This is a genomic window from Sediminispirochaeta bajacaliforniensis DSM 16054 (genome assembly GCF_000378205.1).
In the GTDB taxonomy this organism is placed as follows: Bacteria; Spirochaetota; Spirochaetia; order DSM-16054; family Sediminispirochaetaceae; genus Sediminispirochaeta; species Sediminispirochaeta bajacaliforniensis.
In genome coordinates this window covers 102,424-128,577 of sequence record NZ_KB899419.1, presented here as the reverse complement: position 1 = coordinate 128,577, position 26,154 = coordinate 102,424, and the positions used below count along the sequence as shown (strand labels likewise).

The window sequence follows — 26,154 nt, the reverse complement described above, 5'->3', positions numbered from 1 at the left end:
ATCATTGCTCTTGTTGATAAAGGCGGATTCAAGTGCTACTATCCCACTACAACACTTGAACCAAACAAGGTGGTATTCATGCATACACGAGGTTTTGCACGGCTTTTGGCTGTATTCATCTGCACCTCTGTTTTTATGCCGATGATACTCTCGGCCCAAGAAACACATACGCCGGAAGAGACGGAACAATTTGTCGAACCCTACGGAAAGGGGGACCAAATGTTTACCATGAGTGGTGGGCTTTTTATCCCTCTTTTTATCCACTTTCCATATGCCGATGAACTAAGCGATACCGAAACCTTCGAATCAACTGGAGGACACATCTTTCTCGGGGGCATAGGTTCTCTCGGCTGGAGTAGTTTTCTTACCAACAGGGTTTTTCTCGGTATTACTCTGACAGGCGCCTTTACCCAGTCGGTAAACAAAAACAAAGAGATGATTCTGCCCCTTTGTCTTCAGGCAGGTTACCTCTTTCTTGCCGGTCCATTCGAGATTCCCGTCAGCCTGGAAGCCGGTATCGCCATGAACAAATACGAGGACCAGACCTATTTCGGTCCCATGCTGAAACCAGGGGCCTCGGTATACTGGGTGATGAATGCATCCTGGGGATTCGGCCTCAATTTTAAGTACTGGTGGGTTCCCGAGATCTATTTCGGATCGAACTCCTCTTCCACCAGCTTCGGAAACTTTTCCGAAGTAAGCCTTTCGGCTCGCTACCGCTTCTAAGTTCGGAGGAATACACTATGCGCAAATATCTGCTATATACCATTCTGTCGATTTTCATATTGTCCCTCTTCGTCGGCTGTAACGCCGACGGTGTGGGCATCTTCTATACCCTCGCCAAAGAGGAAGAGCTTTCGGGAAGCGACCTGCAGGGGCTTTATATTCGGAGCTTTGTCAACATCGGCAGCGATGTCTTCTGCGGTGCAGGCCCCTCGATATGGAAGGATAACGGTTCTTCCTGGAAAAATGTTTCCAAGTCAGGTTATAACTCGGACCCGGCAATCGCCAGTGACGGAACCACAATCTATGCAGCCCTTTACGATGAAGACGATACGGATGAAATGGAGAAAACCCTCTGGAGTTACGACGGAAGCAGCTGGACGGAAGTAACCACCACTTTTGGCCCAAGCACTTCAATGTGGCTTCTCGATACCTCAGACCTTGATTTCATCGTCTGCTCACCCGACGAAAACGATAGCTACGATATATACTCCACCGATTACAGCACGCTCAACGACTTAAGCCTGAACACCGCCTACCCGATCACCGATGCCGCATATGACGGAAGTGGAACCTATGTGCTTGTGGGAGGCTCTTACGACGATAACCCCATTATCTACTATGGAGACGGGACCTCATTCACTGCGGCTACTTCGACCGTGAGTAATCCGATCGGCGGGGTTATATACGATACCAATACTTCTCTCTTCTATCTCACCACCAAAGGTGGGAATCTGTGGAGCAGCAGTGATGGGGATACCTGGGCTGTTGTTGATGATGCCCCCGACAACTACAGTGATAACACACCGGAGCTTCTCGATATGGGAGTGGTCACCTTCGACGGCACACATTACCTTGTCATAGGAGCCAACGAGGGCTATTACGAGATGAATCTTTCGGGAACTTCAATAAGCCGGCCGGAGGGAACCATCGATTCCGATACGGATATCGAGGCCTCCTATTCCACCTTTGCCGACGGATTGGTGCGATGTTTCTATACGGTTGAAGACAATCACTTCCTGATGGGAACGGCAACCGGGGTCTGGGAAAACGACAACGGAGACCTTGATCAGAAGTAAACCCGCTGACGATGACGATAGCTACCAGTAGCTATCGTCCCGCCGTGGCGGCAGGGCGGTAACGTAAGGCCGCCACGGTTATATCGTCTTCGATGCGGGCATCCCTGGAACGATCGGCAGAGAGGCGATCGAATACCGCATCGGCAATACCGCTCAGCTCCCCACCAAGGGGGCGTATGAGCTTGCAGACTGCTTCATTGCTCATTCGCTTTTCCGTCTGCGGCCGTTCAATCAGCCCGTCGGTAAAAAGAATCAAGAGATCTTCCGGCATGAGCTCCATACTGAGCTGATCGAATTCCATATCCCGCTTGAAGCCTAATGCAGCCCCCTCGGACTGAAAGGTGGTGCACTGGCCGCCGCGAAGCAGAAAAAGAGGAAGATGGCCGGCATTTGCAAGGGTGAGAAGATGCTTGTCACTTTCAATCAGAAATATCTTAAAGGTAACAAAGAAATCGTGTACCCGCTCAAGGGCCATACAGAGCCGCCGGTTAAGTTCTTCAAGAAGTTCTTTCGGAACAGTCATCCGCTTTTCGAAAACAAGCTCCGTCAAAATGACCTTGATCATTGCAGTGATAAAAGCAGGCCGAATTCCATGCCCGGAAACATCGCCGAAGAAAAAGAGGAGTTGATCGGAAGCTATTTTGACGGCATCGTAATAATCACCGCCGCAGGTATAAGCTCCGTTCGGCTCATATCGTAGTTCTATCGTGAGATTCGGATCACTTAACTTCGGCGAAAGCATAATGTTTCGCTGGAATTCTCCCGCATATTCAAGTTGCCTTCGCAGCCGTTCCTGAAGCTCTCTGTTCTCATGCCTCATACGAAAAACCCGACGTGCCTTGATGATTTCGGCAAGAAGCATTCCCGCTGTCCAGGGCTTAAAAAGCAGAGCTTGAATATCGGCAGTGATGGCCTTCTGAATCTCGGGTATATCGGAATAAGCGGTCAGCATGATCAGAATAATCTCGGGATAGCGCTCATGAACCTTGAGCAGAAGATCGCTTCCCGACAGGTTAGGAGCCGGCATACGAAGATCGGCGATCAGGAGAAAAACCTCCCGGCTGCTTTCTTCAAGAAACTCAAGGGCCGCCCTTGTCGTATCATAGGTTACGACATGCAGCGGTTCGTCCAGGGGTACAATTTCCAGCTCCCACTTGAGTGACCGCAAAACCTGCGGTTCGTCATCGACTATAAGAATCGTTTTGGGCAATGTTTCTTCCATTTCCCCCTCCTTGGATCTTTACGTGCCTATCAAATTATAGTAGATTATATGGTATATATATACCAACATGCAATGGCTTATACCAAAATTCAGAACAACAGCATGGGGGAATACTTGTGGAATACACACTTTTTGTGGTTTTAGCACCCTTTACCCTTGGGATTTTGCTCGTAACCGGATTCTTAATACGTCAAAACGGAAAGGGCCCGGAAGCAAAGGCCCTCTTGACCTATTTCCTTTTTGTGTCGGCCTACCTTTTGAATAACCTGATAGAGTTGCTTCTTCCAACTCCCGCTGCAACGCTTACCGCTGTAAAGGCCGAACATCTCTTTTTTTCCTTTCTTCCGGTGATATGGTTTCATTTTGCCCTGCTTTATACAGGAGCCTCGCGCAAAGTTTCCCTCAGCATTGTATTAACACTTGCGCTTTTTTCCGTAGCGACAAACATTCTCATTCAGACAAATCATCTTCACCATCTTGTATGGCGAAGGTTCAACTATTTTCCGGTAAGAGGCTATCTGACCATGCGTGCAGATTACGGCCCGTGGATGTGGCTGTACGGGGTATTCATGTATGCCCTATACATTATTGGAAGCTTCGTTATTCTTAAATCTGCCCTTGGCGGAAATAAGATGTATCGGTACCAGGCACTTGTTATCGTTACAGGAGCGTTGGTTCCCCTTATCTTTAACCTTTTCTACGTATTTCATCTCATACCCTTTCTTAGAAAGGATTTTACCCCGATCAGCTTCTCCATCACCGCATTGTCAGGCTACATCGGTATTACCAAATTCCGTCTTTTCAAAATTATCCCCGTGGCTCGGGAAAAAATCATTCAGGGACTTGATACCGGCATCCTCCTTTTCGACTCCGGGAGCTCTCTTATCGACTACAATAAAAAGGCCGCCTCACTCTTCAATCTGGATTCGAATACGATCGGACAACACTTTACAGAACAAAAGGACCTTACCCCCCTGACTCCGCTCCTCACCGGGGAGACGGACACAATCCCCATTACGATCGAAGGAGATAAGGGGAAATCGACTTTCAGTGCCAGGCTCAGTCATATGGAGAGTAATGACAGCTCCGTAATGACGGTAACCCTTGTCGATATTACAAAAGAGACCAGGCTTCTGCATGAAAAGGAAGCCTTGGCAGACCAATTGATAGAAAAAAACCAGGAGCTTGAAAATGCTCAGGACACCATCATCCAACAGGAAAAGCTTGCTGTCATTGGCCAACTCACTGCCGGGATTGCTCATGAGATTAATAATCCGCTCAGCTTTGCCAAGAATAACTACCATATTTTTCGCCACTATTTTCAGAAATTACTGTCATCGTTTCCCCAAAAAACACGCGAGTCCGAAGCTCTGATCGAACAGCTCAACCTTATTCTCGGCGATTCCGAAGAAGGTACGAATCGCGCCATAGCGATTGTTCATGATCTTCTTAAATTTTCACGCCCGGTAAGGGGAGAACAGCGACAGCTTCTTAATATAAATAAAGCCGTCGAGACCTGTCTGATTATGGTTGGCAGCGAATTACGCTATGTTAGCGAGGTTGTGGAAGCATATGATCAAAACCTTCCGGGGATCGAATGCAGGGAAAGCGAGATAGATCAAGTCATCATCAATATCCTGACAAATGCATTACATGCAACAAGGAAAAAATCGCAGCTAAGCATGGCTGATTACAAACCCTGTATAAAAATAGAAACATGGTCGGACAACACATCGGTTTTTTGCGCAATAAGTGATAATGGGGAAGAGATACGAAGCCAGGACCTTCCACATCTTTTCGAACCCTTTTTTACCACAAAAAAACGGGGAGAAGGGACCGGCCTCGGACTCTCAATCGCAAGGGAGATTATCGAAGGACGCTATTCAGGTTCGATCTGGGTCGATATCACCACCACGGAAGAGGAGTGTAAAAGTAAACGCTTCATTTTTTCCCTCCCGATCAAAAACAAAAACCGCAAGATTTCCCGGGATATACATGAAAACAGCAATAACTTCGGGAGAACAACGATCATCTGAATCCGACAGGGTCCACCTTGATCAACTGCTCATACAGCACCTTATTGCTTTGAGCCGGGTGACTCTCCACACCGAGAAAACGTGACGGCCCTTCATTTTCCGAGCCACGGGAAGGGATCTGATTAAAAAAGCGATTTTTATCATCGGAAGGAACATTGGTAAAATGGCCAGGCCCGAAAAAAAGTGAATTTGCAACGGAAATAGCCCCCGATCCATCGGGCGACGTTCTGACAACCATTGCAACAGGGCCGCCGCTCGTTTCTGAAGGAAGCGTAAAAGAACTTGTATCAATTGAAATATCATTCCTTCCCCGTGTATCGAGGGCTATAGTATCCCCTGCAGTTGGGGCATAGAAGATAAAATCCTCAAGATGTACCTGAGATTCGGAACTTTGAATGCCATAGAAGAACCCATCGGTGGCTTCCCCGCAGGTAAAAACGGTGTGGCTGGCCTTTAACGTTCCATTTTTCTGTCTGAGCTGAACGCTTCCTTCCCGCCCCTGAGACTGCAACAATGAACGTTCCAAAACGAGATCACAGGAATCGGCATCTATGAGAATCGGCAATCGACCATTCCTGCCTGAGATAAGTGACGAATTGAGAAGATAGAGCGAACCACCGTAGAGACGACAAGCAGAGGCACGATCATCCCGATCGCCTGTATAGAGTTCACTATCAATGATGGTAAGATCGCTTTTCTCCGCACCTACAGAGGTAAGTCGGGTGCTTTCTCCTGGACGAATACTGCTGTCGTCTATGGTTACGCGGGAATCGGTACTTTTGATCAGAGTTGCATCAACACTTTGTGCGGAACCGGCCAACCGGCTGGCGACCAGGGCCAATTCGCCGTGTTCCACGGAGATAAGCGAGGCATCAGATAGGGGACCAAAGTGTAACTCACTGTGGTCGAAAAAAAGCGAAGCGTTTTTCACCAAAAGCGTTGCATCAGCGGGACCGGAGGCTTGGTACAGCTTGACCTTCTCCATGCGAACAAGCCCCCCCGACTGTTTCAGAATGGCTCCCCGTGCCGTAAGGGTATCAATCGAAAGGTTGCGTAAGGTGAGATTACCTCCCTTGACCGCAAACATCGAGGCAGAGTCAAAGGAGGCATCGGTGCTGATGACGGTGAGCGCCTCACCCTGAATAGTCAATGTTCCCCGATCCAGAAGGATCACAGAATCGATGGGAAAGCGCCCCGCCGAAAGAAGGATCGTCGTCATCCCGTTGGAGGCCGCATCCCGAACAGCCTTGATGAGGGATCGATATGGAGCGGCCCTGCTTCCGTCACCTGCGTCATCTCCGTCCTGCGAAACATAAATCACAGCCTTGTCGATGGAAAAAGCGACTCGTTCCTTTGTACTCATATTTCCCGCTTCATCCACGGCATAAGCCTCAAGCACAAAATCGGAACAGACCCCCTGATCGGAAGCCACCGTTATGGGATCATCGTAGCTTTGAAACGCCCCTTCCTCACCGTCGCCGACCCTCAGCAGGCGATAGCGAAGCTCTGCAACCTTCTCTCCAGCAGAACGGATCTCCACCTTCCTATCGTCACGATAGTATTCATCTTCTCCCACACCCGAGATAATAGGTGGTACAGGCGGATTTCTATCGATTCCAAATTGGTACTGCTCGCTATGCACAAGCCGCTCTTTACCACCAAGCTCCAGAAAGAGGGCGACACGAAACGACACAAGAAAGGATTGGCCTGCTTCAGCCTGAAGTGTGATTGGTTCGGTCAGCCGATCGGACCTTGAGGAGACGAGGGGTGCTACACCGCCAACAGCAAGCTCATACCGAATAATTCCATCGAAATCGGGCCGTATGGTAACAGCCTCTCCGGACCAAAAGCGATGAGGAATACCACGTACCAATGATTCTACCTTTGGAAGAACGAATTCCTCGGTCACGGCAAACTGGGGCACCTTCCGATCATCGCCATGAGAATCTTCACTTGTGACCGGACGACCATCGATAAAAAGTGTTTTTCCCAGAACCTGAAGCATAATCTCGGCCGAACGGTTTCCCGCCTCATCGACACTCGCTAAACGCAAGGGTTCCGGAAAAGTGGAAACCGAGCTTTGGTAGGGAAGAAAAAAGCTGCCATCGGTAGAATTAATTGAGGGGACAAGCGACTCTCCATCCCCGATATCCGCAGTAACGGCCCATCCGTCACGTACCTCGGCATAGGAAATTTTTGGGGCCTCGGGGGGCAGAGAATCACAGACTATATGATCAAGAAGCGAACCCATCGTATAGTTGCCGTATGCATCGACGCTCATCCCCTCTAAGCGATATGCACCGTCCCCTGGAAAATCAAGCATGATGGTACCATCCGACGAAGCAATGGAACCATGATGAATCATCGTTTCATAATCGATAGGAGCCTTACTTTCAAAATCATCCAGCATATACCAAACCTGCGAATCGTCCTCGATTCCCGTAAGTTTGATTTGTGTCGGTCCGCAAGCATAGAGAATTTCGGGTGATACTTCAGGAGAAGGAAGCGGAGGAGGCCTTCGATCTATTCTAAAATAGTAGTTGGTGGTTGATCCATCCACTTGTGTGATAGAGGAAAAAGGGGTCACTTCAAGTCGATACAGGATATCCGTTCCATCCTCTCCGCCGACAATAAGGGGAGCGCTGTAAGCGGCTTCCTGGACCACGGCCTCCTCACCCAGTTCCCCGAGTTGAAGCAGCCGATATCGACAGGAAACGGCCTCATCGGTTTCGATGGTAATAATACATCGATCCGATGATGTTTTACTCTCGGGAATTCCTTTTAGATCATAGGAAAATGTCTTTCTGCTATCCACGAAGATGGGAGAGAGATCGGCAACAGGACCGATATTTCCGGCGGCATCAACCGAACGAGCCTTGAACGAAAACCTATTCAATCGCCCTTCCTGCATCGGAAGCTGTACAGGCCCTTCGTAGCGAAGCCATACTGGCTTTTCATCCTGCGATTGACCGTCCGTAAGTTGGTATTCGATGGTTTCATCGTCGCCGCTGCTGGTGCAGACGACGGTCGAATCCCTGAGCTCAAGTTCGACACGTCCGGGAGGAATCGAATCGTAGGAAAGTTCCACAGGCTCGGCTGCAAAGCTGATGTTTCCGGCGGCATCCATCGCCGCAAACCGGAGAGATGCCTGTTCATGTGAACCCTTTGGAAAACTCAGCACCATATGAGACTCCCCTCTGGGAGAATCTCCTCCCGGATAAGGAGCAACCCCGTCAAAGGCAATCTCGTACAGAATGGTTACCGCTTCCTGATCGGAAACGGAAATGTCGAAGGCATAGGAGCCTTCGGACTCTTCGGAAACCGATACAATGGGTTTATCCGGGGGGATAGCATCAAAGGGAAGCAAGAGCCGTCTTTCCTCACTCGGAATTCCATTCTTTCCGTAGGCTACGGTCCGCAATTCTATAGATCCCTGCTGTGCCCAGTCATTCGAGTCGATGGTAAAAGAGCCGCGGTATGGCAGGGCGAACCGATCGGGGGTCGCCCCGTTAAGGGTATAATAGATTGATTCATCCTGCGAAGAGGTAAGCGTTACCGTCAGATTACCCGAAAAAGGAAGTCCCTTATCAAGCTCGATGCCAGGAGCACCGGGCCTCCGGTAATCCATGATATAGAGATAGCGATATTCACTTTCATAGCCGGGCAGAGGATCCTCAAGCTCTTCTCCATCTATCGTAAACCGCAGCGGATACACGCTTCGGGCACCAGGTGTTCCCTTTAAAGAAATCGCCCCGCCGTTTTGTTGGTTGATTTCTCCGGCATTACTCAGAGCATATGCCCCGATTTGCTCCGGTAGCTCAATGGAAAGGGCCTTTGAGTAGAGTCCGCTGGGAGGAAGCTGGAAACTACCGGTCGGATATTGGGCAAAGGTGACTTCGCTACGCAGAGGGGTTGTCGATCCCAAGGGAAGTGCCGCGACCTTCAATTTCACAAGCCCTCTACTTCGGATAAGAAGCGGTTTCGTATACGGAGCACCCCTGAGAACAGGATCTTCGTCATCGATGGTATAGCGTACCCACTCGAAACCGTCGGTATCGACATAAAAAAGTTGTGCATTACGAAAAACGCCGGGAACGGGGTTTATAATTGAAAGGCCTTCCGCACCCTTACGGGGCTTTTCGACATAAGAGGCGGCAAGGATACCGGTGTTACCAGCCTGATCCACTGCATAGGCCTCGACTGCAACAAGCGTCTCATCGGAAAATGGAATTTTCTCCTTTTTCCCCGACCAGCGCTGAAATGGCACATGCTCCGTATGATCCGTTGATACGACCCTGAAAAAGAGAGAGTCTTCGGAATCATGAGCGGAGAGAGAGAAAAAGGAGTCTTCCTCAATGGTAATAATCGGAGAGAGCGGAATTTTTTTGTCTATAAGGTAACGATACCGGGTACTATCCTTCAGTTCGATGGTATAAGCTCTCTCCTCTCCCGGTAAAGCGGTAAGTCTGACGGGATTTGAAAAAGATTCCCACTCTCCGGCATTCCCATGGTTGGTACCGATATCGATACGATAGGGGACCTGATTTCCCTCCCCCGCGAGGGAAAAGAAAATATCCTGATTATAGGCGCCGGGTTCAGGCGAAGGGGTGTAAGGATTTGCCGTTGCAAAAGAGCTTAGGCCCCAAAAGAGTACAATGACAAACATAGTGCGAGGAGAAAACCGAAACATTGGGTTATTTCTCCATGCCGAGAATCTTTCGTAAGATTTCCCCTACTTCGGGATCGTCCTTGGTATAGTTGTTTTCGACCTCCTCCGGCGTAAGACCCACAAGCTCATGGCTACTGTAATGAATCCAAACATCATCGTCGGGAGAAGGAATCGTTATTTTTCGGCAGTAGAAATCGGGTATAATGGGAGGGGTTTCCGAAAGATAAGTCAGTTCTTTGTAATCATGAACAGCAACCTTCAAATCTTCCCGGGGTATACCGTGCTGAAGGATCACATCGGCAAGGTAGTTTACGGTATTTCCCGAATCGAAAATATCATCCACAATCAGGATCTTATCTCCGTTTCTCAGGTATTCCGGTTTATAGGTCCAACCGTCGATCATTACCTTCGTCTGCTCTTTGATATCAGAATAACTTCGGGCCACGACGGCGGCATAGAAAACCGGCCTGCTGTCTTTCCTAACCAGCTTAAAGTACTCGCTAATGATGTTGCCGAGATAGGCCCCTCCGCGGAGAGAAAGATACACGACATCGGGTATAAACCCCGCCTCATGGATACGGTGGGCAAGTTTAATGGCATTGTTTCTGACAACGGTATAGGGGATAAACTCTTTACGCATTCGTGGTGTCCTTCCTCTCTGTATTGGGAAGCCGGTCACTGCCGGCCGAAATGCATCTCGGCGGCAGGACCCATCTTCACCACTATTATCGTACTATACCAGCGAAAAATTCACTACCCTCTCTTTTATAATAAATTTTGTACTCTTTCACATTTTTGTCATTCATTGCATCGTAGAAGTCACCAACATTATTTATTTGCTTATCATTGATCCGATAAATCAGGTCATAGTTGCGAATACCGGCAACATAGGGTTTTGTCCCCTTTTCAACACCTACGACAACTACCCCATTCTCTTTTGCATCAATCTTCAATTCGTTTCTGACATCCTCGTCCAGTCCGATTACGGTCAAACCGGGCCACAGTTTGCTCATATTTCCTGCAATAGCCTCGCTATTTTCCCGTTTGCCGATCTTTACCTTCAGGGTAATCTCTTTACCGTCCCGGATGATGTCGAAGTCAACAGAACTTCCCGCAGGTAACTCGCCAACCATCCGTACAAGGTCATCACGACTTCTCACAGGTCTGTTGTCAATGGCAGTGACAAAATCACCAGGTTCAATCCCCCCCTTGGCCGCGGGAGAATCAATGTAAACGTTCTGTATGAACGCCCCTTTCTGATTGTCGATCCCCATGGACTCTTCCATTCCGGGATAAAGCTCGCTGACGGTAACCCCAAGCCACCCGTACTCGATTTCTCCCTTATTGATGAAATCGTCGATAGCTTTTTTGGCATTATTGATGGGAATTGCAAAGCCGAGACCGACACTACCTCCGCTAGGTGCGGCAATCCAGGTGTTAATACCGACAACCTGCCCATAGATGTTCATGAGGGCGCCACCGGAATTCCCCTGATTGATGGCAGCATCGGTCTGGATAAAGTCACTGATGTTGTTCTGAGGGCCGGAGCGACCTTTTGCGCTTACAATACCGGCGGTAACACTTGAGACAAAACCGAAGGGGCTGCCTACGGCAATGACCCAATCACCAACCTGGAGTTTATCGGAATCCCCTATTTCGGCTACAGGAATATCCTCTTTCGCATCAAAGGAAACCATTGCAAGGTCCATTCGCTCGTCGGCACCGACAAGTTTTGCAGGATATTCCCTACCATCGTTTAGGACTACCTTGATTTCGTCGGCTTTTCCCGCCACATGGTTGTTGGTTAAGACGTAGTGGGTGTTTCCGTTGTTTCTCACAATGACCCCGGAACCAAGCCCCTGATTGCGGTATTCGCGCTCCTGAGGTTGCTGCTGCCCCTGGTTATTGTTCTGCTGGTCCGGAAAAAGGAAATCCCAAGGCCACCCTCTCGACTGCGGCACAGCCTGTTTGACCACCTCGACAACCTTTACCTCGACTACCACAGGCAGCGATTTTCGGGCCACAGCTCTGAAAGAGTTTTGCATCTCCTCCATAGACGGCGGCACCTGAATCGGATCAGCCTGCTTTTCCTGGGCATACGCGGTTTCACCGCTTGATAACCTTGTCGAACAACCGAACGTTATCATTGAAACGACAAAACCAGCTACCAACCCAACAAGCAAAAGATTAAAAACAAAGAAATTTTTTGATCTGAATAATTTTTTTCCATTCATAGTGGGTATCCCTCCTATAAATCAAGATCCTCGAATGAGGTTAAAATTTCAGAGCCCCCCTCGACAATGGCGACAGTGTGTTCCCAATGAGCAGACAAAGAGCCATCGGCGGTTTCTACCGTCCAATCGTTATCAAGGAGTACAACATCACCGGTCCCGATGTTAATCATCGGCTCAATGGCAATCACCATTCCCGGTCTTAATCTGGGATTTGGCATTCTACGAATGTAATTGGGGATCTGCGGTTCTTCATGGGGAGAGAAGCCGACACCATGTCCACAATAATCTTTTACAACGCCATATGAAAACTTTTTGGCATGATTCCAGACAGCACCGCCGACATCATTCAATCGCTTCCCGTCGACAGCCTGTTCGAGTGCAAGTTCAAGACATTTTCTGGTTTCCTTAACGAGGCGCAAGGCATCGGAAGCCACCTTGCCGACAGGAACGGTTCGGGCCATGTCGCTAAAAAACCCATTGAGGTTGACCCCAAGGTCAAGGCTCACGATGTCTCCCTCTTTAATAACGCGCTTTCCCGGTATTCCGTGGATTACCTCGTTATTCACAGAGACACAGAGAGTGGCCGGATATCCCATATAGTCTAAGAACGCAGGAACTCCGCCATGTTTCTCAATATAGGATTGCGCAATTTTGTCCAGCTCACCGGTAGTGATACCAGGCTGCACATGACGCTCAACTTCCTTATGAGCCTCCGCACAAATCCTGCAAGATTCTCTAATTCTCTGTATCTCTTCAGTTGTTTTTAATTGTATCATAGAGAAAAAATACTATCATGGTGAAGAATCATCAAGTAAAGAATAAAAAGAACGAGCCGAAGCATTTTCCGGATCGATATCCAAAGCATAGCGGATATAGCGTTTGGCATTCTCACGGTTGCCACCTGTCCGTTCGATTTCCGCCATCTGCGTGTATATAAGGGCCCTACGACGATTTTCCGATTCGGGAACAGAGCTCTCCGCCTTACGAAACCACTCCATTGCCTCGCTCAACCTTTCAGATGCACGAGCCAGGGTTCCAGCATCGTAAGCTGCCTCCCAAAGGGTATTGTCGAGTTCCCATCCACCCTTAAAGGCCTTTTCCGCATCCACCAATGATCCGGATAACAAGAGGCCCAGACCGATGGAAAAACGGGGCCATCCTTCCTGTGGCCAGCGTTCCGACGCATATTCCCCAAGAGAGCCGATATCACCGGCAGAACGCAGACCATAAAAGAACCAAATTCCGTGTTTGACCCGTTGCTCTGCAACCTCTTTCGGAGAGTACTCTATTACTTGCTGTAGCGAAGCGCGATAGCGCCCCGGCTTTGCGTTTCCGGAACTTTGCTCAAGGAAAAGATCCGCTATAGCCGAATTCCCGCCTGTATCAAGATAAAGCTTAAGGTACCGCTGTGCTTCATCCATATAGGAACGGTCGAGGCAGTAACCTGCAGAAGCAAGCAGATAATGCTCATTCCTGCCAAAGAGAAAAGCCCCCCTATCGAGCCAAAATACCGGTTCATTCTGTTTCAACTTGTTTTCTTCAAGGATTTGCAGATTATAATAGGGAGTCCAGGAGGCAGAAGGAAACTGACGGACAATTGACTTGAAGGTCTCCGCCGACTGAATAGGATTACCGGTTTTCATGAGAATATCAGCATAAAGAAAAAGCTTTTCCTGAGCGGTAAAAGCGGAACCTGCCTCCAACATTTGCCTGGCACGATCGTATTCACCATGTTCAAAAAAAAGGAGAAACAGAAGCTCATCGCTTCGATTATAGCGATCCGAGCCGAAACCAGCCATCAGCTCTTTACCGAGCGCCAATGCCCCATCGAAATCATTATTACGGAGTCGGATAAGAAGCGCATCGGCCATTATTCTGCGGCTGTCAAGCTGCCTGGCCAACTGTTCCAGTTCATCAGCATGGTAATCCGCATAGCCTGTGCCCTTCTCCTCCTGTACATGAAACAATGCCTCACTGTATACCGCATGAGTAAAATCTTCATGAAAGGGTGTGTAGCCCTTCAGCAGGAGCACAGCATCACCCCAACGATTTCGTCGAAGCAGTGTATAGGCATAAAGGGCCGCAAAATCCTCACGACCGTCGAAGAGCCGGTGTCCCTTTGCGGCGATAGTCTCCAGAAAAGAAAAATCCCCGTTGTCCTGGGCAATATTGAAGGCTCGTTTGGAGATCTGAAGCAACATCGACGCAGAATCGGCATCATGAAGAAGCGTAGTCAAACGTTCCCCCGCCTGCTGATAATTCGCAAGCAGTAATAAACGGTCGATTTCTTTTAGTAAAGAAAGATGGTTTTCAAGATCGCCAGATTCTGCCTTAACCGATCGCTGTTTCAGCACATAGTAACCAAGAAACATAGTTGCCGCAGAAAGGATGAGAATCAGCAAGACCAATGCCCGATTTCCCAACCGCGGTAATCTCACGAAGGATCCCTCTCCTTACGAATGGAATCGAGCACACCGTTGATGAAACGATATGAGTCATCACCACCAAAATCTTTCGCAAGGTCCACTGCCTCGTCTATTGCAACGCTGGCAGGAACATCCTGCTGAAAAAGAAGTTCATAAGTGCTTAGGCGGAGTATTGCAAGATCCACCTTTGAAAGTCGGGAAAAATCCCAATGCTCGAGCCTGTTTTGTATGCGACGATCAATAGTATTGCAATTTTCAATCGTCCCCTGAACAAGAAGCCGTGCAAACAGCCAGGTTTCGGCATCAAGTTTCGCCTTACGTTCTTCTTCCAGCCAGTCAAACTGCAAAAGTTCGGCAAGGAGAGGCTTGTGAAACTCCCAGCTATATATTGCCTGAAACGCCAGAATACGAGCTTTACGTCGTGATCCCATTGATTATCTCAGTATACAACAATTTCCGCTTCGGCTTTCAAATCTTCAACAACCGCATCAAGCGCTTTCTTAAGTACCACCTGCTGCTTTTCCTGAAAAAGCCCTGCACGAATATATTCACGTACAGTCATCTTATTATCGGGAGCAATCTGATCATCCAAAGAAAGTATTCGGGCTTCCCGATGTTCGGTAACCTTGAGGATGTGAAGACCGACATTCGATTCGATGACGCCGGAATAATCTCCCGTCTGAAGAGAAAAAAGCTTCCTGAAAAAATCAGCCCCATAGGTCTTTTCCACGCGCTGATCGGTCCGCGCGATATAACCGACATCCCCGCCCCGGTATTTTGAAGATTCATCTTCCGAATACTGCAAAACCAGATCATCGAATTTGGCAGAGCCGTTCCTAAGTTTCGTCCAGGCACTCTCCAAACGTTCTCTGGCGGCCTGCTTTTCCTGGTCATTCATGCTGATGGTCGGGATAAAAATCTGTTTCAGACGGACATACTCGGGATTGGTAATAGAAGTGGCATGAGCATCATAGTGGTCCTGAATTTCCTTTTCGGTAGGAGGCTGGATGGCTTCAAACATATCACGCTTTTCCGTCGCAATATAACGCTGCTGCATGATCTGTTCCCGGATATTTCCTGTATACTGCTCCCAGCTAAGCCCAGTCTGTGATCTAACCACTTCCTGGTACTGACTGTCGGTAAGAGGACGCCCCACCTGCTGCTCGATGGAAGCCTTCTGCTTTGCAACCACTTGTTGGATTTGCTCCTGCGGGATAGAAATACCGGACCGCTCGGCAGCCTGCTTAATCAAAACCTCGGCAATCATGGCGTCGAGGACCTCTTTTCGATCCACCCCGTCGGCAGACAAACCGGCTTTTTTTCGCGCCGCAGCAACCTGAGCGACACGCTGGTCAAGCTGTACCGACGAAATACCTTCCGTTTTCGTCAAGGTCACAGTGGCAACGGTCTGTCCAACAAGGTCCGCGGAAACAGGGAAAACACTACCGCAGAGAAAGAAGAGTACCAAAACAACACCAAGTAGGTTGCCTTTCCAAATCGCACTATTGCTCAACATGTAGTTTTGCTCCTATCCTTTCCGCCTCTTCCGTGCTTCCGATGATACTTGAGACCTTCAGATACATTCCTTCTCGTTCCATCGTCTTCATAAGCGTCTGCAGTGTTTTCAAATTTCGTAATCCCGACTTGATCGTAAATGCAAAACAACGTTTTCCAGAAACCATTCCGCCGTTCTGTAAAAAAGCGGTCACATTATCCGCTATTTTTCCACCGAAGAAACCGGTAGAGGGTGCTCCAACCGCAATATAATGAAACATTGAAAGCTTTTTTTCTGTTTCGGTATCGCCGTTAATGATCTGGACGGTATGACCGCCCTGACTTTCCAAACCCTTTGCAAGACTCTTACTTATTTCCAACATCTTCGCGTGACGGTCTGCACCAAAAAAAAGAACACAAATATTCATCAATAGCTCCCAAAAAGGACAGGCCGATTCCTCAAGAAACAAGGAACCGGCCTTCTTTCTTTACTGGGCGTTGTTACTGGTCCCGGCTTGATTAGGTTCCTGCGCCTCAACCTGCTGATTCCACCACTCTTCCTGTTGAACACCAGCTTCCTGCCTGGCGGCTTTAATAACATTACCGCCTTCGGGAGTATGATTGACCCACGCCAAGCCAAAAGAACAAAGAATAAACACCGTTCCCAAAATAGAGGTGGTTTTCGTCAGCACGTTTCCGCTCCTGGAACCAAAGGCACTATTACTCGAGCCGCCAAAGATTCCTCCGAGCCCTTCCCCCTGATCGTCCTGAATCATGACAATCACAATAAGAAGAAGTGCGCTGATAACAAAAACGACCAGTAGAAGAATACCGATAAAACCCATTCTCATTTCTCCAAACGTATTAGCTGTCGTACTTCATGATAGGTACGAAGGTCTCTGCTTTCAGGGCCGCTCCACCGACGAGAGCCCCGTCGATGTTTTTCATGGCCATAAGCTCTTTCACATTTCCCGGCTTCACAGATCCACCGTACTGAATAACCATGGCTTCGGCAGCCTTGTCACCGTACAGCTCTTTGATCACCTTTCGGATAAAAGCATGAACGGCATCTGCATCCTCCGGGGTTGCAGTCTTGCCGGTACCGATGGCCCAAACCGGTTCATAGGCAATGGTAACCTTATCGAGGAATCCCTCGGGAATTCCTTTAAGACCGCCTTCAACCTGGGTGCGTACAACCTGCTCAACCTCGCCGGCCTCCCGCTGCTCCAGGGTCTCACCGACACAAAGGATGACTTCAAGATCGTTATCAAGGGCAAGCTTGACCTTTTCGTTGATAAACGCATCCTTCTCACCATAAATCAGACGGCGTTCGGAATGGCCCAGGATAACAACCTTGACACCGACATCCTTCAACATGTGAACAGAAACTTCGCCGGTGTGTGCTCCTGATTCCGCATTCGACATATTCTGAGCACCTAACAGTAAGGGGGTACCCTTTACCACCTCGCCGACAGCGGAAAGAGCAGTAAAAGGAGGAGCAATCAGATAGCGGCTGTTTCCGTCTGCCGCTGGTACCAGTTCCTTAGCCAAGGCAACGGCTTCGGAGACCGTCTTATGCATTTTCCAGTTTCCCGCAATGAAAGTTTTTCGCATTATTTGCTTCCCTCCAGCGCTGCAATACCGGGAAGCACCTTTCCCTCGAGAAATTCAAGGCTTGCGCCTCCACCGGTGGAAACGTGGTCAATTCTGTCCGCAAAACCGAATTTGTTAACGGCCGCAACGGAATCGCCGCCGCCTACCACGGTAGTACCTTTACAGGAGGCAACCATCTCGGCAACCTCAACGGTCCCCTTAGCATACGCTTCGAATTCGAATACGCCCATGGGGCCGTTCCATACAATGGACCTTGCACCTGCAAGAGCGTTCTTTATTTCAGCAAGGGTTTGAACCCCAATATCCATGCCGATGAGATCTTCGGGGATATCCGCCCCGTCGACGGCAATCGGTGTTTCCTTCTCAGAAAAAGCCTTTGCACATACATGATCAAGGGGAAGAATAACCTTTGTCCCTTTCTGCTCCGCTTTTTTCAGAAGGTCTGTGGCAGTCTTAAGAAAATCCTCTTCAAAAAGTGACTTTCCTATGCTCTTACCCGTGGCCTTGAGAAAGGTATAGCACATTCCGCCCCCGATAACGAGGGTATCACATTTATCAATGAGATTTTCCAAAACCCCAATCTTTGTCGAAACCTTTGCACCACCGATAATCGCTACAAACGGGTGCTCGGGATTCTTAAGCAGAGGTTCAAAAAAAGCGACCTCTTTTTCGATCAGAAAGCCGGCAGCGGAAGGTAGAAACTTTGTAACCCCTTCAGTACTGGCATGGGCCCTGTGAGCTGTTCCAAAAGCGTCGTTGACATATACATCGCCAAGGGAAGCAAGCTTTTTCGCAAAATCGGGATCATTCTTTGTCTCTCCCGCATAGTAGCGAACATTTTCCAAAAGCAGTATCTCGCCAGCCTTAAGCGAAGCGGCCCGGGAGGTCACAGCATCTCCAATACAATCTGCTGCCATTTCAACAGGCCTTCCGAGAAGCTCCGACAAACGCTTTGCCACCGGGGCAAGGGAAAATTCAGGTTTTTTCTCGCCTTTTGGCCTTCCCAGGTGACTCATGATGACCAAAGAGCTGCCTTCCTGTTCAAGAATATATTTCAAGGTAGGAAGAGCAGCTTTTATACGTGTATCATCGGTAATAACGCCCTCTTTCAGGGGGACATTGAAGTCCACCCTGATGAGAACGCGCTTACCGCGAAGATCAAGATCTTTTACGGTACGTATTGACATAGTGGTTAAACCCTACACCAGTTTTGTCGCCAGATCAACAACTCTGTTACTGTAACCCCATTCGTTATCGTACCAAGAAAGAATCTTATAGAAACCCTTTCCGATTTTCATGGTGCTGGTGGCATCAAAAATCGAAGAATGGGCATTGCCAACAATATCCATAGAAACAATGGGGTCTTCGGTATACTCAAGGACACCCTTCATAGGACCTTCGGCAGCCTTCTTCATGGCAGCGTTGAGCTCTTCGACCGAGGGATCCTTCTCAAGACGAACGGTCAGGTCGACAATGGAACCGGTGGGGGTGGGAACTCTCATGGCAATACCATTGAGCTTTCCATTCAACTCTGGAATAACGATCCCAACAGCTTTTGCCGCACCGGTGGAAGTGGGAATGATGGAAAGAGCCGCAGCCCGTGCCCGGCGGAGATCACTGTGGGGAGCATCATGCAGACGCTGATCAGAGGTGTAGGAGTGAACGGTGGTCATCAATCCTTCAACGATACCGAAGCTATCATTCAGAACCTTGGCAACAGGGGCAAGACAGTTGGTGGTACAAGACGCGTTGGAAACGGCAAGATCCTTGTCCGTAAGCTTGTCTTCATTGACACCGAGAACGATGGTCTTATCAACCTCATCCTTCGCAGGAACGGTGAGGATTACCCGCTTTGCACCGGCGGTGATATGATCTTTGTATCCACCCTTCGGGCCGCTTGCAGTCCGAAAAATACCGGTAGACTCGATGGCAACATCCACACCAAGTTCTTTCCAGGGGAGATTCTTGGGATCACGCTCGGCAAGAACCTTGATGGTCCTTCCGCCGACGGTAATGGCATTGTCGCTTGCGGAAATTTCATACTTGGAAACACCGTAGATAGAATCGTACTTGAGCAAGTGTGCCAAGGTCTTCGCATTTGTAATGTCGTTAATTGCTACGATTTCAATCTCGCTTCTCTCGAAGGCGGCACGAAAAACACTCCGACCGATCCTTCCAAATCCATTAATCGCTATTTTCATTTTATCCTCCTGAATTGGAATAAACGCAATTGTGTTTAAACTATACGGAAAAGGATTTTACGTGTCAATCAATCACCGTATCCCAGACACCGATTTATACACATCGGTCTGGGACAACGGCTGTGAAGGGGCCTGAACAGAGCCGTTTGGGGGCGAAGACGAGTCGGGACCGGGCTCTTTAACCACCCAATCCCCAGGATTAATAAGGTCATAGAACCGATTCGAGGCCACATCCCCTTCAGAAACCATTTCATCCATTGAAGTAACGGTGAAGGTTCCCACCGCATCTGAGGCTTCGAAACGAAGGCCGAGCCCCTCTTTTCGCACAGTAAGTTTATCCTTCGGCAAGATCATGAAGGCCTCATCGTTCTCCACCCCGTCAATGGTTCCCAGATCCATAAGGCCCGACGCGAAGGAATAGCGCAGCATTTTACCAAGGGCAGGCAAGTCGGCATCGAGGCGGTCGACCCAAATACCGATAGCATCGGTCACCCGTTCATTTCCTGTACGGTAGATTCTCTGACGCTCTATAAGGGCCCCGGTGGAACCGCCGTACAATTCGGAATCGAGGGTAAAACTTCTTTCGTCCTCAGAAAGAACGATGAGTGCAAAATAATGAGCGGAAAGAGCCCGGGCCCGGCCATAGGCTTCTGCAAACGAACCGACTTCCGCCGCCTCGGGAACCGAAAGCTTTTCATATCCGTTCATCACATGGGCGACATAAGAAGCCAGTTCATTCTTGCTCAGCGAGTGGAGCATTGCCCCTCTCTCACCGCTGATATATACCGGAATTCGATAACGGAACCTATCAAGTGAAAACTGATCAACATTCCAGCGCTCGGAAACGGATTGGTTGAGCTCATGGCGATATACTTCGAGAGTATCGGCAGTCGAAGTATCGAGCTTTCCCTGACGTTCTATCACTTCAAGAATTGAGAGTTGCTTTGCCGGAAAACCTTTCAACAACCATAAATCGGCATACATCCGGCGTGCGGAGAAAGAGTCGGGATCAAGTTTGAGAGCCCTGCGAACCTCCCGCATCGCGCTATCCGTACGATTCCGACCTCGATACCGATCGGCAAGGGTAAGATGGTACGAGACAGCCTCATCGATTCTTTTTTTATTTTCATCAAGACTTCGATCGACTTCGGATGAAAGAATCTGCTCATAAACGATCCGGCTTATCTGATCCTCCGGACGAAGACGGAGGACGGCGGAAAAGGAGTCAAGGGCTTCCCGGTAACGACCGAGAGCCTTCTGTGCCGATCCTCTCAGATAATAACCAAGATAATCGTCAAGAAGAGATGCGGCCGATTCTCTTGAACCGCCCGGGTTGAGTCTATTGAGAAGATCCTCATAACGCCCCTGTCTGGAAAGAACGAGGGCATATAAGAGAAGAGCATCGCGATTTTCCGGTTCTATACGAAGAGCCACATCACAATGATATTCGGCACGGGAAAGATCGTTTATCTCAAGATAGTGCCGAGCGGCAGTCAAATGTACGAAAAATGATTCGGGATAGAGCTCTACAGCCCTCAGGAGAACCTGTTCCGAATCGTTCCACTGCTCAAGCGCATCCGTCACCGGCACCGATGAAAGCAAAGCAATTCGATTGACAGGATCGATATTCAGCGCCTTATCATACCATACCAATGCACGACGCAGACTCCCCCTGGCAATCTCCAGCTCCCCCATTGCACGATAGGCGGAAACAAGGTTCGGCTGTTTTGAAAGCACAGTCGAAAGAAGCTCCTGGGCTTCGATGAACCTTCCCAGATCCGTCAGTATTCGCCCGCGCAAAACCTCCACATCACTTGCTTCTTTACCAAGCTTTGCAGCAGTATCGGCGTAGGCAAGGGCCTCTTCCGAAGAACCCTCATAAAAGGCGATCTCCGCCAAACGCAGATAGGGTTCACGATAATTGGGATTCTCCTGAAGAGATGCCTTATAGAGCTCCATTGCGAGCTCGCTCTTCCCGCTATTCCTGGCCGCCTCCCCCTGCGTGTAAAGTTCCACAGCCTTAGACTGTCCCCAAAGCACATTGATACAGAGGAGGAAAAACAGGAGAGCAGGTACAAATCTGCAGACATTAGGCCGTAACAGCGGCATCCCTCTTTATCACCTTCACCGTTTTAATTTTGTGTCCTTCCATATCTTGAATAATGAAATCAAGATTATTATAGGTCACTTTTTCATAGCGGACAGGAATTTTCCCAAAAAGATCAAAGACAAAACCGCCCAAGGTATCAAAATCATCATCGGGCAGTTGAAGTTTTACCTGCTCGTTCAGGTCTTCAATATCGACCCGGGCATCACAGAGATAGACCCCCTCGCCTATTTCGAGAATATCTTCCTCTTCGTTGTCGAACTCGTCCTGAATATCGCCGACAATCTCCTCAATGATATCCTCCAGACAAACGATACCCGAAACACCGCCGTATTCGTCAACGGACACGGCGATGTGTACCTTTCGACGACGGAATTCCTTAAGGAGAGAATCCAATCGCTTGCTTTCCGGTACGAAATAGGGCTTTCTGGCAACCAGACCAATGTCGATCGCCTCGTTTCTCATAAATGCCGGCAGAAGATCCTTTACATACAGAACACCGACGACATTATCGATAGTGTCCTTATAGACCGGATAGCGAGAATAGCCGTAATGAATCATGGCTTCCAGCAAGTCTTGCTTGGAGGCCTCGTTACTGATGAACTCCACGTCGATTCGAGGCACCATCACCTCTTTCACCGTTGTGTCGGAGAGGGTTACGACCCCCTTAATCATATCCTGTTCTTCGAAATTTAAATTACTGAAATTCTCTTCCTCGGAATTGTTGCTTCGACCGAACAACTTACCAAGGATACCAGTGCGTTTCAAAACAGCCTCACTCCTGAAAAAGTTTTCACGATCTGTTCCTGCAGCGTCAACATCGGTTCGCTGCCTTCGTTCGTTTCATGATCATAACCGGCGAGATGGAGAATCCCATGAATCAACAGACGCTTCAGCTCCTCTTCGCGGGTTACAGAGAAGAGTTTCGAATGAAGATCAAGGGTATCAAGAGAAATTACAATATCGCCGGCGTATACCGATCCATCTTCGGATCCGGAAACAACGTTTTCTTCTTCCAGTTGACTGAATGATAGCACATCGGTAGGTGCATCGATGCCACGCCAGGTTCTGTTTAGGTCCCTTATGGTATCATCGTTGCAAAAGAGAATGGAAAGTTCCCAGTTCAAAATATCCAGAGAACGCAGCACTGCCACACAAAAAGGTCCGATCGCGGGCAACCACGACGGCGGTTCAACATCTTTGGCGTCGACTTCAACTCTGTTCATGGGTTTTACGTTTTCCTTCCTCCGCTTTAGGGTATTCTATGCGAGAATGGAAGTGTCCGGCAAGTATCTGAACAAAACTCTGTTTGATCTTCTCCATATCCCGAAAGGTAAGATCACAATTTATCATCTGCCGGTTTATCACTTTATCCATAATCTTAGACCAAATAAATTTTTCGAGCTTCGCAACAGTCGGTTTTTTCAGTGTACGCGTGGCCGCCTCTATGGTATCGGCGAGCATAACGACCGCAGCCTCTCTGGAAACCGGCGGGGACCCATTATAGGAGTACTCCTCCGGACTTATCTTCTGATTTTCCTCTTCATTTTTCAAGGCCTCGGTATAAAAGTATTCAATCAAACCGTTACCATGGTGCTGACCAACAATATCGACCACCTCGGGAGGAAGCCTCAACTCCTTTGCTTTCTCTATTCCAATCTTAACATGACTTTTGATAACCGCAACCGACAGACTTGGCTTAAGCTCGTCATGTTTATTGTTACCGGTCTGGTTTTCTATAAAATATTCCGGCTGTTCAATCTTTCCTATATCATGGTAGTAGGCTCCTACCCTTGCAAGCAGATGATTCGCTCCGATCGCCCTGCAGGCAGATTCAGCCATATTGGCAACACTGACGGAATGGCTGTAGGTACCGGGAGCAGCCATAATCATCCGCTTAAACAGCGGGGTATTCATATCGGAAAGTTCGATGAGCCTAAATACCGTAGGAGCATTCAGAAAATGTTCAATTACGGGAAGAATCGTCAAATTGAGAACCGTACAGGCCAGAGCATTAATAATGGCAAGACCTGCTGCCGAAGCAAACCAAGACACAGGCTTCTTCGAGAGCAAGCCGATTACCAGGACCATCAAAAGGTGAATAAAAGAGATTAACGCCCCACCCCGTACGAGATCTATCCTTCGCTCCGATTTTCGGATGACATGAATACCGGTTAAACCGGAAACGATAATAAAGATTAAATCCATCTTTCCAATCGGTACAAAAGGCACAATGGAAAAGGCGGAAAGAAAGATCAAAAGAAAAGCGGCCTTCTCACCGATCATGCTGGTTATAAGCATTGAAACAAGAGCGGAAGGGAGGAAAAAAGCCCGCAACATGGTCCAATCCTCTCCCGTAAGGAAAAAGGAAAGGGCAGCACTTGCAAAAAAGAAGAGCCATGTTATCAACATTAGCATGAGAAACTGGAATGTACGCCAGCGGGGCTGCAAATAAGGGGAAAGAAGAATGAAACCGAGAAAAAACATGAGGGCAAGGTACAGGAAGGTGGCAATGATCATGCCGTATTGAATGCCTGTCTGCGCTTGACTTATTGCCCGAATCTTCTCCATATCGTTTTCGGTAACGATAAAACCCTTTCGAATGACCCGCTCCCCCTCTTCGATTTTTCCGGTTACCGGCGCGACACCGGCTGCGGCTTTATCCTTTGCCTCTTCCGTCAGGACCGAATCGAACCTGACATTCGGAGTGATGAAGTGGAGTGTCAATTTTTCGATGAGATCGAGACTCACCTCATCTATGCCGGTCCCAGCCAGAGAACTGCGAACGGCATCGGGAATCCGTGAGGGAATGATCAGATCACCGATGCTAAGAACACTCTTTCCCTTCTCTCCATGCTCCCACCGCTGAAGCGTGATGGAATCTCCCGAAACTTGCGGCAGCGACTCGAAAACACCATGCTCCATAAAATCGGTAACAAGCTCTTCAATAAGCGGAAACAGGGAACTCGATGTTGTATTTCCCTGAAGGAGGAGCTCAAGCTCTCTTTGATCAAGTCTCACCGAGAATCGCGACTCAATTTCCGCCAAAAGAGAAGAAGAATTTCCCACGGCTCTCTTGTCATTCAGATAATCAAAAAACTGTTCGAGACTATGCAGGCTTTCCAAGATGGCCTTTTCCTGGGCCGCATAGACGGGTAAGACCTGCGCACGGGCCTCTTCGATCTTTCGTGCGGTTTCCGTCGACTTCACATACTCAACGGCTTTTGGAGCGACCAGATCACGATCGGCAATCTGCCCGGTGGAAAAGCGGCTGTAATTTTCCCGAAAGAGGAAACCACCCATTTGCGGAGAAAAAAGCGAAAGCACGGCGGCAACAAGAAACGCCGCCGCCGTAGCGATCGGAGCGGCACGATGAGACAAATGGATACTATTTTGCTTCTTCACGTTCATATGCGTGTACGATTTTTCTTACCAGTCCGTTCCTTACCACATCGGCCGATTCAAAATGGCAAAATCGGATCTCGTCAATCGAAGATAACACCTGCATAGCATGAATGAGTCCCGATTGCTGCTTTCCAGGGAGATCGATCTGGGTAATATCACCGGTGATGATCGCCTTCGAATTTTCTCCAATCCTGGTGAGGAACATTTTCATCTGCTCGCGTGTTGTATTCTGGGCTTCATCCAGGATGATGTAACTCTCCGAGAGGCTTCGGCCGCGCATGTACGCCAACGGAGCGATCTCGATGATCCGACTCTCCTCAAGACGATTCAAAACTTGATAGGAGATAAGCCGATCCATGGCATCGTACAGAGGGCGAAGATAGGGGCTTATTTTCTGTGCAAGGTCTCCCGGAAGAAACCCAAGGCTCTCTCCCGCTTCCACCACCGGCCTGGTCAGGATAAGTTTCTTCTTTTTACGTTCAAGAATCTCTTTTAAGGCGTGAGCAACCGCCAAAAAAGTTTTCCCCGTACCGGCCGGACCGATTCCGAAAACAAGATCGTTGGAGGACATGGCATCAATATAAGCTGCCTGATGGTAGTTTCGGGGGAAAACCTTCGGGCTACTTGGTATCGAGATATTAAGATCCGATAACATATCGGTCTTTTCTTCGCCGTTTTGGGTAAGCGATGAAAAAATGGTCTTGACGACGGTCGGCGTTACAACCTGCCCCGCCTTTCTGTGCGCCTTCATTCTTCCGATTAGATTGCTGAACAACTCCTTCGTTTCGGTATCGGCACTATCAAGAATCACTTCGTTGCCCTTTGCGACAACTCTTGCACCAAGCAGATGCTCAAGCCCACGCAAATTTTCGTCCTGAGGACCACAAATATCCCGCAGAAAACGGTTGTCGTCCAAGACTATGGTAAATGAATCGCTCAATAAA

Annotated in this window: 21 protein-coding genes; 3 read left to right on the top strand and 18 right to left on the bottom strand. The window is 48.7% G+C overall.

The genetic code is table 11. From position 1 onward, the window contains the following. Positions 1–78: 78 nt before the first annotated feature. Positions 79–726 carry a TP0733 family outer membrane beta-barrel protein gene (locus tag F459_RS0114360; RefSeq protein ID WP_020613411.1) on the top strand — a complete coding sequence of 216 codons (648 nt, stop codon included), beginning with the start codon at positions 79–81 and terminating at the stop codon, positions 724–726. A 17-nt stretch (positions 727–743) separates the two neighbouring features. Then, positions 744–1,802, top strand: coding sequence for a hypothetical protein (locus F459_RS0114355; RefSeq protein WP_020613410.1), 1,059 nt, complete (start codon positions 744–746; stop codon positions 1,800–1,802). A gap of 31 nt (positions 1,803–1,833) precedes the next feature. Here F459_RS0114355 and F459_RS0114350 read toward each other — a convergent pair whose 3' ends face one another. Then, complete coding sequence (locus tag F459_RS0114350; protein WP_020613409.1) at positions 1,834–3,024, bottom strand: PP2C family protein-serine/threonine phosphatase; 1,191 nt, start codon at positions 3,022–3,024, stop codon at positions 1,834–1,836. 116 nt (positions 3,025–3,140) lie between these two features. Here F459_RS0114350 and F459_RS0114345 point away from each other — a divergent pair, with 116 nt between their 5' ends. Continuing rightward, on the top strand, positions 3,141–5,060 hold the full coding sequence (locus tag F459_RS0114345) for a histidine kinase N-terminal 7TM domain-containing protein (protein ID WP_020613408.1): 1,920 nt from the start codon (positions 3,141–3,143) through the stop codon (positions 5,058–5,060). Here the strand turns inward: F459_RS0114345 and F459_RS0114340 are convergent. The 17 genes from F459_RS0114340 to F459_RS0114260 form a co-directional block, all read right to left on the bottom strand. Next, on the bottom strand, positions 5,053–9,726 hold the full coding sequence (locus tag F459_RS0114340) for a chitobiase/beta-hexosaminidase C-terminal domain-containing protein (RefSeq protein ID WP_020613407.1): 4,674 nt from the start codon (positions 9,724–9,726) through the stop codon (positions 5,053–5,055). The genes F459_RS0114345 and F459_RS0114340 overlap by 8 nt on opposite strands. Positions 9,727–9,754: 28 nt before the next feature. Continuing rightward, on the bottom strand, positions 9,755–10,369 hold the full coding sequence (locus F459_RS0114335; RefSeq protein WP_020613406.1) for a phosphoribosyltransferase: 615 nt from the start codon (positions 10,367–10,369) through the stop codon (positions 9,755–9,757). 85 nt (positions 10,370–10,454) lie between these two features. Continuing rightward, entirely contained in the window at positions 10,455–11,963 is a 1,509-nt protein-coding gene (locus tag F459_RS0114330; protein WP_020613405.1) for a Do family serine endopeptidase, read from the bottom strand. 14 nt (positions 11,964–11,977) lie between these two features. Continuing rightward, positions 11,978–12,739: a type I methionyl aminopeptidase gene (gene map / locus F459_RS0114325; RefSeq protein WP_026295041.1), complete on the bottom strand. Its 762-nt coding sequence runs from the start codon at positions 12,737–12,739 to the stop codon at positions 11,978–11,980. Positions 12,740–12,754: 15 nt separating this feature from the next. Next, a complete protein-coding gene (locus tag F459_RS0114320; protein ID WP_033301820.1) occupies positions 12,755–14,401 on the bottom strand; it encodes a tetratricopeptide repeat protein in 1,647 nt (548 codons plus the stop codon). Beyond that, positions 14,398–14,820 carry a transcription antitermination factor NusB gene (nusB, locus tag F459_RS0114315; RefSeq protein WP_020613402.1) on the bottom strand — a complete coding sequence of 141 codons (423 nt, stop codon included), beginning with the start codon at positions 14,818–14,820 and terminating at the stop codon, positions 14,398–14,400. The genes F459_RS0114320 and nusB overlap by 4 nt, the downstream gene beginning before the upstream one ends. Before the next feature lie 8 nt (positions 14,821–14,828). After that, positions 14,829–15,905 carry a peptidylprolyl isomerase gene (locus F459_RS0114310; protein ID WP_033301816.1) on the bottom strand — a complete coding sequence of 359 codons (1,077 nt, stop codon included), beginning with the start codon at positions 15,903–15,905 and terminating at the stop codon, positions 14,829–14,831. After that, positions 15,892–16,311 carry a hypothetical protein gene (locus tag F459_RS0114305; RefSeq protein WP_020613400.1) on the bottom strand — a complete coding sequence of 140 codons (420 nt, stop codon included), beginning with the start codon at positions 16,309–16,311 and terminating at the stop codon, positions 15,892–15,894. The genes F459_RS0114310 and F459_RS0114305 overlap by 14 nt, the downstream gene beginning before the upstream one ends. 60 nt (positions 16,312–16,371) lie before the next feature. Next, a complete protein-coding gene (secG, locus tag F459_RS0114300) occupies positions 16,372–16,728 on the bottom strand; it encodes a preprotein translocase subunit SecG (RefSeq protein WP_020613399.1) in 357 nt (118 codons plus the stop codon). Between the two features lie 19 nt (positions 16,729–16,747). Then, positions 16,748–17,497, bottom strand: a complete 750-nt coding sequence (tpiA, locus tag F459_RS0114295; RefSeq protein WP_020613398.1) for a triose-phosphate isomerase — start codon at positions 17,495–17,497, stop codon at positions 16,748–16,750. Next, complete coding sequence (locus F459_RS0114290; RefSeq protein ID WP_020613397.1) at positions 17,497–18,684, bottom strand: phosphoglycerate kinase; 1,188 nt, start codon at positions 18,682–18,684, stop codon at positions 17,497–17,499. Before F459_RS0114290 ends, tpiA begins: the two co-directional genes overlap by 1 nt. A 12-nt stretch (positions 18,685–18,696) precedes the next feature. After that, positions 18,697–19,698 (bottom strand): type I glyceraldehyde-3-phosphate dehydrogenase, encoded by a 1,002-nt coding sequence (gene gap, locus F459_RS0114285; protein ID WP_020613396.1) that lies wholly within the window; start codon positions 19,696–19,698, stop codon positions 18,697–18,699. Between the two features lie 72 nt (positions 19,699–19,770). Continuing rightward, entirely contained in the window at positions 19,771–21,807 is a 2,037-nt protein-coding gene (locus tag F459_RS0114280; RefSeq protein WP_020613395.1) for a tetratricopeptide repeat protein, read from the bottom strand. Next, the gene (locus F459_RS0114275) at positions 21,788–22,573 is read right to left on the bottom strand and encodes a hemolysin family protein (protein WP_020613394.1); all 786 of its coding nucleotides are present in this window, start codon (positions 22,571–22,573) and stop codon (positions 21,788–21,790) included. The genes F459_RS0114280 and F459_RS0114275 overlap by 20 nt, the downstream gene beginning before the upstream one ends. Beyond that, on the bottom strand, positions 22,570–23,031 hold the full coding sequence (ybeY, locus tag F459_RS0114270; protein ID WP_020613393.1) for an rRNA maturation RNase YbeY: 462 nt from the start codon (positions 23,029–23,031) through the stop codon (positions 22,570–22,572). Before ybeY ends, F459_RS0114275 begins: the two co-directional genes overlap by 4 nt. After that, positions 23,018–25,216, bottom strand: a complete 2,199-nt coding sequence (locus F459_RS0114265) for an HD family phosphohydrolase (RefSeq protein WP_020613392.1) — start codon at positions 25,214–25,216, stop codon at positions 23,018–23,020. The genes ybeY and F459_RS0114265 overlap by 14 nt, the downstream gene beginning before the upstream one ends. Further along, positions 25,194–26,150, bottom strand: a complete 957-nt coding sequence (locus tag F459_RS0114260; RefSeq protein WP_020613391.1) for a PhoH family protein — start codon at positions 26,148–26,150, stop codon at positions 25,194–25,196. The genes F459_RS0114265 and F459_RS0114260 overlap by 23 nt, the downstream gene beginning before the upstream one ends. Between the last annotated feature and the right edge of the window lie 4 nt (positions 26,151–26,154).

Bases quoted from the DNA above. Each gene is read 5' to 3' on its own strand.
- F459_RS0114360 (WP_020613411.1), top strand. From the start codon at position 79: ATGCATACACGAGGTTTTGCACGGCTTTTGGCTGTATTCATCTGCACC.
- F459_RS0114355 (WP_020613410.1), top strand. From the start codon at position 744: ATGCGCAAATATCTGCTATATACCATTCTGTCGATTTTCATATTGTCC.
- F459_RS0114350 (WP_020613409.1), bottom strand. From the start codon at position 3,024: ATGGAAGAAACATTGCCCAAAACGATTCTTATAGTCGATGACGAACCG.
- F459_RS0114340 (WP_020613407.1), bottom strand. From the start codon at position 9,726: ATGTTTGTCATTGTACTCTTTTGGGGCCTAAGCTCTTTTGCAACGGCA.
- F459_RS0114335 (WP_020613406.1), bottom strand. From the start codon at position 10,369: ATGCGTAAAGAGTTTATCCCCTATACCGTTGTCAGAAACAATGCCATT.
- F459_RS0114330 (WP_020613405.1), bottom strand. From the start codon at position 11,963: ATGAATGGAAAAAAATTATTCAGATCAAAAAATTTCTTTGTTTTTAAT.
- map (WP_026295041.1), bottom strand. From the start codon at position 12,739: ATGATACAATTAAAAACAACTGAAGAGATACAGAGAATTAGAGAATCT.
- nusB (WP_020613402.1), bottom strand. From the start codon at position 14,820: ATGGGATCACGACGTAAAGCTCGTATTCTGGCGTTTCAGGCAATATAT.
- F459_RS0114310 (WP_033301816.1), bottom strand. From the start codon at position 15,905: ATGTTGAGCAATAGTGCGATTTGGAAAGGCAACCTACTTGGTGTTGTT.
- F459_RS0114305 (WP_020613400.1), bottom strand. From the start codon at position 16,311: ATGAATATTTGTGTTCTTTTTTTTGGTGCAGACCGTCACGCGAAGATG.
- secG (WP_020613399.1), bottom strand. From the start codon at position 16,728: ATGGGTTTTATCGGTATTCTTCTACTGGTCGTTTTTGTTATCAGCGCA.
- tpiA (WP_020613398.1), bottom strand. From the start codon at position 17,497: ATGCGAAAAACTTTCATTGCGGGAAACTGGAAAATGCATAAGACGGTC.
- F459_RS0114290 (WP_020613397.1), bottom strand. From the start codon at position 18,684: ATGTCAATACGTACCGTAAAAGATCTTGATCTTCGCGGTAAGCGCGTT.
- gap (WP_020613396.1), bottom strand. From the start codon at position 19,698: ATGAAAATAGCGATTAATGGATTTGGAAGGATCGGTCGGAGTGTTTTT.
- F459_RS0114280 (WP_020613395.1), bottom strand. From the start codon at position 21,807: ATGCCGCTGTTACGGCCTAATGTCTGCAGATTTGTACCTGCTCTCCTG.
- ybeY (WP_020613393.1), bottom strand. From the start codon at position 23,031: ATGAACAGAGTTGAAGTCGACGCCAAAGATGTTGAACCGCCGTCGTGG.
- F459_RS0114265 (WP_020613392.1), bottom strand. From the start codon at position 25,216: ATGAACGTGAAGAAGCAAAATAGTATCCATTTGTCTCATCGTGCCGCT.